Source organism: Coleofasciculus sp. FACHB-712 (genome assembly GCF_014695635.1).
GTDB lineage: Bacteria > Cyanobacteriota > Cyanobacteriia > Cyanobacteriales > FACHB-T130 > FACHB-T130.
In genome coordinates this window covers 1-6,918 of sequence record NZ_JACJOQ010000449.1, presented here as the reverse complement: position 1 = coordinate 6,918, position 6,918 = coordinate 1, and the positions used below count along the sequence as shown (strand labels likewise).

Sequence of the window (6,918 nt, the reverse complement as noted above, 5' to 3'; positions counted from 1 at the left end):
GCAATTATCAAGCTGGGAAATTTTTCTTGTAGATTCTTCTGTAAAGTTTCCAGAACTGCTTCCGTAGAGCCATATAGAAAAATACTTATTTCTTTAGCAGCAGCTTGTTCGCAAATATTTAACATTAGCTCTGGACCCCGCACCCGCTCCGGGAGTATCTCTTCATCATGATTACGAAGAAGATTGAGCGCCCAACGCACCGGCTGACCATCAGGGGCAACCAGAGTAAACTGATTGAGTTGATAGCCATGACCGTCTGGGTCAAGATAACCGGAGGTAATGCTATGGACATTCACTGCTGCAACGGTACAAGATTGGCGTAATTGGGCACTTTGAATAATCAAATCCGTGCAGTCTTTATATTTAGTACGACTGACTCCAATTCCCAATATATTTGTCTTAATTGGAGTTGTTTTTAAAGTTCGGGTGTTCATCTTGACCTTGAACTCACATATATTTTGTATAGCGATCATAATTTACCTTTGCAGTATAACTTTGCAAGTACTTTTACGAAATTTATTTTTAATGATTTTTAAGTATTGCTCTTTGAAAATAGGGCAAAAACTGAATCAACTAGCTGTAGCTTAAGATTTCTATCTCTATTTTTTTATTCCTCAGTGAAATAGGTAATTTATTACCAACTTTTATTTTTTATTTCATCAGCAAAATTGCTGAATTCAAATTGGTAGACGGGAAATGATTTTATCAACTTGGCTAGGTTCTTTCACTGTCTTTCACTTCTCCTTAGAGTTTTCAAGGAGTGATTATTTTCTCGTCGTTAAAGGAAAATAAATGGCTCTGATTCTAAGAAAAGTTAGGAAGCGAGCGAGCCGCGAAGCGTCTAGGGGCATTTTTGCCGAAAGCAAAGCAACCACAGACCTTACAGCCTTTATGCAGACAAGTTTATGCGAGAGTGCAGTGGCAATATATGCGTGTAATCACTGAAACCTGGAAGGGACACTCACAAATATTCAGTGATGTTCCTCACGCAATATAGACAGGAAATTAGGGAGGATGATAACAGAAGAGTTCTCACAAGCCTTTTGTCTGTCAAGTCGGCATCCGAGATTAACCGAGCAAAGAACAAAAAATAGCGATCGCGCGTCAATGATTAAGTAAGTCTAACGGTCAAAGTTTCTAGAAACGCTCAAATCTCACAGCCAGCATCCGGTAAAAGCAGAGTCGCAGTTGTAGATAAAGGACAGACAGTTAAATTTAGCTTTTTGAAGACTTGAAAACGTAACACAGGAGAAGCATCATGAATGTATCCCAGTATACAGTAAAAAATATTTCCCTGACAAGCTGGTTCTGGATGCCTCAAGAAGAGGTTTCCCAAAAGGTAGCCCCGATTCAACAACCCACAAAAGCACGGACGCGGTTGAACTTCCTGCAACCTCTGCGCGAGTGGATTGACAACATACAAGTGCGCGATCGCGAACTCGCTCATCGCCTGTGCAAGTCAATCCCCTCCCAGTGCCCCTTTGAGCGCGATATCAAAGTATTTGGTCGCACCCTGTTTCACATTCCTCCAATGTGCAAGCTGAATCCGCTTTACGAAGAAGTCGTAAGCCTACGTTTCCGGGCACTTTGCTATCTAGCAGATGAATGTGGAGAAGATGTCACCGCATACTGCTAAGATTCCTTCTCAGGCGTCTTAAATTAAAGACGTGAAGATTCTGTGCATTATTGATAAGACATCATGGCTATCATTGCCCTGAGAGGCTGGTATCTCCAAGAGTATGAGCCGATTAAAGAATTAGAGAAACGTCCCCACGATCTGCGATTGAGCAAAAATAGCTTGCTGAAGTCTGGATTACGGGCAGATTTTTTAGAAGACAGCCAGGATGTTAAGCGCTCAGCTTGGTTTGGTCGTTATCTAGAAGGGGAATCGGTAGAGTTTTACATCGAAGGCAGCGGTGGCTACATAATCTCCAACATTGACCTGACAAGCCACGAGATTTATTTCACTAAACAGACGGTGATGGCGAATCTGGAACCGATTATCTTCCTCTGCCATCAGACTGAATATGCGGCGTCGAGTGAAGCCCTGCGAGAGGGACTGGCTAACGCCCTAGAAGTATTAAACACGCGATCGCGTCTTCCTTTGACGCTAGAAGTATCCAACCGCCCCACAGGTGCCTCAAATCGCCTCAACACCACGCAGATGCGAAAAATTCGGAAGAGTCTGCTATTTGTTGCTGATGGGACACCTATCACTAGCATTTCCAGGGAAGAAACGCCCCTACTCATTCCCAGTCCGAATGTTTGTGTAGAAATTGGCTACGCCTTTCAAAGTAAGCGTTCTGAACAAATTCTGCTAGCTCAAATGGAGCGTTCGGAGATGTCGGGACAGTTTCCCTTTGATCTTCCCAACCATCAACAACTGTTGTTTAACAGTGCGTCGGAACTGCATCAGACTTTACCGCCCCTGCTAGAAACCCTGCTGCATCGGTTTAATCTGTTTTCCTAGTCATTCGTCACTGGTTATTACAGTATATAAATTTCAACCTGTGAAAACAGGTTCTAGCCGTGAAGCCTGAATTTTAATTCAAGGCTCTGAAGCCAGTGCTATTCGTCATTCGTTGGTTGCTACAGACTAATAACGAATGACCTTTTGAGAAAATTCTGTAGAAATAGCCTGTTATTTTCGACCATTCTCAGCTCATAATAATCAGGACGGATTGAAAATCAATCGACTGTATGCCGAGAACTCCCACCGAATACGCTGTACACCTGATGATAGAAGGTGGTCACAAAGCAGAAGTGCGTTTTGCAACCATTCAAGAGTTTCAGAAGTGGTACAGCGGCGAGCTGATGCCCAAAGCCGCCTCCACGGACTTTATCAGTGTGCCGATCAAAAATATCCAGGGCGAGTACATGGTTATACGTCCCGTCAGCATTAGGGCAATCCGAGTGGAACCTGTCTTCGCCGGAAGTGTCGATAGAAGTGACTACGAATAGCTATCACTTTCCCTTTTGGTGTAAGTAATGAGAAAGACATTGGCTTTACTGTCCCTGAGTTTTGGTGTAACTCTGGGAAATGTCACTTTGCCTGCCCTCGCTAAAGATCCCCTGTCCGTTCCGCTGATACCAGTCAACTCAAACCTTTTAAATCTCGTCTGTTGCCGGTCAGATGCACTGGGACTTGATGAGCAAATCTGGGGGCAAAACGGTCAAGCCGGAGACCGAAAAGCTTTAATCGCCTCGATTGATAACAGTCTGCGATATTTACAGACAAACAGTGCCGCTCAAGCCTACCAGCAGTATCCGGTGCCGGGAATCACCCGCGATCGCGTCCGCCGATCTTTAGTGCGCTTTCGGCAGCTAGTTCTCAACTCTGGTTCGGCTGCCGAACTGCAAGCCGCAATCAAGCGTGAGTTTGTCTTGTACCAGTCTGTAGGCAAGGACAATAAGGGGAACGTTCAGTACACCGCCTACTACGAACCAACCTATACAGCCAGCCGCAAGCAGACGGCAGAGCATCGTTATCCTCTCTATGGGATGCCGTCAAACTTCAACTCTTGGCCCAAACCCCACCCCACACGGGTTCAGCTAGAAGGGGAGGATGGCTTGCTGGGAGCGAACAGTCCGCTAAAAGGGCTAGAAATCGCTTGGATGAGCGATCGCCTGGAAGCCTTCTTGGTGCAAATCCAAGGCTCTGCTCAGCTCCAGATGACTGATGGAAGCGTGATGACGGTCGGTTATGCGGGTGGAACCGATTACCCCTACACCAGTGTTGGGAAAGAACTCGCTAAAGATGGCAAACTGCCCCTATCCGGTCTGACGTTACCTGTGCTGATCAAATACTTCCAGCAAAATCCTTTAGAGCTGAGTAACTATATCCCGCGCAATCAGCGCTTTGTTTTCTTCAACGAAACCAATGGTGCCCCAGCAATGGGAAGCGTTGGGGTGCCGGTGACAGCTGAGCGTTCGATTGCGACGGATAAATCTTTGATGCCTCCGGGTGCCTTAGCTTTAATTCATACAAGAGTTCCCTACTTTAATCGTGCTGGTAAGATCGAACAGCGTCTGGTGAGTCGCTACGTACTCGACCAGGATAAGGGAAGTGCAATTCTAGGTCCCGGTCGCGTAGATTATTTTATCGGAACGGGTAAACGGGCGGGCGATCGCGCGGGTGTTACCGGCGGCAACGGGCAACTGTATTACCTGCTGCTAAAACAGTAAATTTTTTAGCGTCCCCCAACCTAAGAAATTGAGGCGATCGCGTCCTAATCCTACCTAGAAATTAAAAGTAAAAAGGCAAAAGTAAAAACTTCTTACTTTTGCCTTTTTATCTTTAACTTTTTACTTCTGCCCTATTTAATAAGGAGGTTCGCCGTACTCAAATTCATCGTGATAATCGTATGAACTAGACACCCCTGCCATCTCCATTTTGGGCGCGGGGGTTTCCTCTTTCGGTTTTTCTTTTCCGAAGTCTTGGTACTCCTCAAAAGTCTTGCAGATAAGCGCAGACTCGTCAGAACTGGAAGAAATTAGATATTCTGTCAAATTCTTAGCAGTAGGATGCTCATAATCTACTGTACTAGCCACCAGAGCCGTATTTGTGCCACTGCCCCTTTCCTCCATTTCAATTAACGGACAAAAAATTCCATGAGCATGAAACAACGGCCCTTTTGGTGTTAAAGGCTGCTTGCGATACTGAGCATAAGCCTTTTCCAATTCAGCAATAAATCCACCGACGACTTGACCTTGTTTCATCTCGCAGTAGGATTTTCCAAAACTAGCACCTGCTGCACCATTCACCGTCAATTGCAGTGGCAAGTGATGCAAAAGCTTTTGTTTCTCCCCGACTAAAAAAATCAAGTGGCGAGTGAACGTCTTAAACTTGAGCTTGTCTGCCAAGAAAGCATCGTAGTTATCTTTAAACGTACCCAATTTCATCCCAGTTTCACGGTCTTTCACAGACAATGGACCCCGCCTCACGATGACTAAGCGGGGGGTAGTAGTGATAAACAGCGTTTCGACTCCGGTGCTAAACTCATGCTGCACCTGGTCCCAAGTGGCATCCGGTTTAAAGCCAACCGCATTAGCGTTATCTAGCTTAATTGCCAATCCGTGCGGCTGGATGCCAGTTTTCCCATATCGAGGATTGATCATCTGGCACCAAGGGATAACTTGAGAAGGTGGTGCATTGAACCTGTCGTCGTCGAAGTCAAAATTCGCAGATGCGTTCATGGTCTTAGGCATCCAAGTCGTGTGCTGATCAAGTTTACAAGTCTGGAGCAAGTGGTGATATCCGAAAAGATACCGTAGAAATGATAAAAGTAACACAAGTGCAGCTAACCGGCTTTATTGACACTCCTACTCCAGTTGAATGCCAGCAAGAAGCAGTGTTTCTTAGAACAGCTTGCTAGGATCGAACCAGCACAGTAGGAAGAGGTTCTTTGCGTTCTGAGTGCAGGAACGGTTGTCCAGTGAGAAGATTTGGGGGAGTTGCTGCTGGATTTTTCTCAACAAACGGATTGAAAAGCGTGGTTGAAAGGGCAAGCAATTCAGTAAAGGACGCACTTTTCTTCTGTGCCCTTTTCGCATTTACTCTATATACCCTGTTTGCATAGACAAATTTTTGCTTTTTCAGTAGATTTTTAGACCAAACGTGTATCATATACTACAGATACTTGTCTCAAAATATCCGATGCAAAGACAGGTTGACTATTGCATAGCAGCCAGGAAGGGTTAATATTTACTATCCTTTACCAAAGATATTGATATTGATAAAACTTCGTTGGTTTTATCAAAATCTACAACATGGAAACATCCTTTGAACTAACCCTGCAAATCGTTATCACGGTTGTTGCAGGTATCAGCGCCCAGGTTTTAGCCCAATATCTTCAGGTTCCTAGCATCGTCTTTTTGCTGTTGTTTGGCATTCTCCTGGGACCTGATGGCTTGCGCCTGCTACACCCGCATTCTCTAGGTACTGGCTTAGAGGTCATTACTGCCCTGGCAGTGGCAGTGATTCTGTTTGAAGGGGGGCTGAACCTAGAGCTGAGAGAGTTGGGAAAGGTTTCCGGCAGCCTGCGAAACTTAGTGACACTGGGAACGCTGATCACGCTGCTGGGCGGTGGTATGGCAGCTCACTGGCTGGGTGAATTTCCCTGGCCTATCGCTTTTCTCTACGCTTCCTTAGTGGTCGTAACGGGACCAACCGTGATCAGTCCCCTGCTGAAACAGGTGCAAGTAGACCGGCAAGTAGCAGCACTTCTGGAGGGAGAAGGCGTCTTAATTGACCCGGTAGGGGCTATCTTGGCTGTCGTCGTGCTAGACACCATTTTGAACGCCGATACCGACCCCATCGAAGCTTTCATCGGTCTCGTCTTGCGCTTAGGCATCGGCGGCGGCATCGGCGTTGTCGGTGGCTGGTTGATGGGTTGGATTATCAAACGCGCCAAGTTTCTTTCAGAAGACTTAAATAACCTGGTCGTTCTGGCTGGGTTGTGGGGCTTATTTGGTTTGGCGCAAACAATCCGCAGCGAGTCGGGGTTAATGGCAACCGTGATGGCGGGAATTGTTCTGGGTGCCTCCTCAATCCCAGAGGAACGGATGTTGCGGCGATTTAAAGGACAATTAACGATTCTTGGCGTTTCGGTTTTGTTCATCCTGCTGGCAGCTGACTTGTCCATCGCAAGTGTATTTGCGCTGGGGTGGGGAAGTTTGTTTACAGTTCTGGCACTGATGTTTATCGTGCGACCGATAAACATCGGCTTATGTACCTTCAATAGTGACCTGAACTGGCGGCAGAAGCTGTTTTTGTGCTGGATTGCTCCTAGAGGAATTGTTTCAGCGTCGGTTGCTTCTCTATTTGCCATTTTTCTGACACAGAGGGGCATCAACGGCGGCGATTCTATCAAAGCGTTGGTCTTCCTCACGATTATCCTGACCGTATTTTTGCAAGGA

The 6,918-nt window shown here is 46.1% G+C and carries 7 protein-coding genes; 5 read left to right on the top strand and 2 right to left on the bottom strand.

Going from position 1 to position 6,918, the window contains the following annotated elements; translation table 11 throughout:
* Positions 1-434: WecB/TagA/CpsF family glycosyltransferase (locus H6F50_RS14195; protein WP_190429190.1), on the bottom strand; the 434-nt coding region annotated here is incomplete at its 3' end.
* Positions 435-1,258: 824 nt separating this feature from the next.
* Here H6F50_RS14195 and H6F50_RS14190 point away from each other — a divergent pair.
* The 4 genes from H6F50_RS14190 to H6F50_RS14175 all read left to right on the top strand — a co-directional run bounded on the left by H6F50_RS14190 (position 1,259) and on the right by H6F50_RS14175 (position 4,185).
* Positions 1,259-1,636 carry a Mo-dependent nitrogenase C-terminal domain-containing protein gene (locus H6F50_RS14190; RefSeq protein WP_190415239.1) on the top strand — a complete coding sequence of 126 codons (378 nt, stop codon included), beginning with the start codon at positions 1,259-1,261 and terminating at the stop codon, positions 1,634-1,636.
* 63 nt (positions 1,637-1,699) lie between these two features.
* Positions 1,700-2,470, top strand: a complete 771-nt coding sequence (locus tag H6F50_RS14185) for a hypothetical protein (RefSeq protein ID WP_190429189.1) — start codon at positions 1,700-1,702, stop codon at positions 2,468-2,470.
* 230 nt (positions 2,471-2,700) lie between these two features.
* Positions 2,701-2,961: a hypothetical protein gene (locus H6F50_RS14180; RefSeq protein WP_190415235.1), complete on the top strand. Its 261-nt coding sequence runs from the start codon at positions 2,701-2,703 to the stop codon at positions 2,959-2,961.
* A gap of 27 nt (positions 2,962-2,988) precedes the next feature.
* Entirely contained in the window at positions 2,989-4,185 is a 1,197-nt protein-coding gene (locus H6F50_RS14175; protein ID WP_190415233.1) for a murein transglycosylase A, read from the top strand.
* 135 nt (positions 4,186-4,320) lie between these two features.
* On the opposite strand, the gene H6F50_RS14170 is transcribed toward H6F50_RS14175, so the two are convergent.
* A complete protein-coding gene (locus H6F50_RS14170; RefSeq protein WP_190429188.1) occupies positions 4,321-5,196 on the bottom strand; it encodes a DUF5895 domain-containing protein in 876 nt (291 codons plus the stop codon).
* A 573-nt stretch (positions 5,197-5,769) separates the two neighbouring features.
* On the opposite strand from H6F50_RS14170, the gene H6F50_RS14165 reads away from it, so the two are divergent.
* Positions 5,770-6,918 (top strand): sodium:proton antiporter (locus tag H6F50_RS14165; protein ID WP_190429187.1); only part of this gene is annotated, 1,149 nt, incomplete at its 3' end.

Excerpts from the sequence above, each read along its gene's own strand:
- H6F50_RS14190 (WP_190415239.1), top strand. The coding sequence starts at position 1,259 with ATGAATGTATCCCAGTATACAGTAAAAAATATTTCCCTGACAAGCTGG.
- H6F50_RS14185 (WP_190429189.1), top strand. The coding sequence starts at position 1,700 with ATGGCTATCATTGCCCTGAGAGGCTGGTATCTCCAAGAGTATGAGCCG.
- H6F50_RS14180 (WP_190415235.1), top strand. The coding sequence starts at position 2,701 with ATGCCGAGAACTCCCACCGAATACGCTGTACACCTGATGATAGAAGGT.
- H6F50_RS14175 (WP_190415233.1), top strand. The coding sequence starts at position 2,989 with ATGAGAAAGACATTGGCTTTACTGTCCCTGAGTTTTGGTGTAACTCTG.
- H6F50_RS14170 (WP_190429188.1), bottom strand. The coding sequence starts at position 5,196 with ATGAACGCATCTGCGAATTTTGACTTCGACGACGACAGGTTCAATGCA.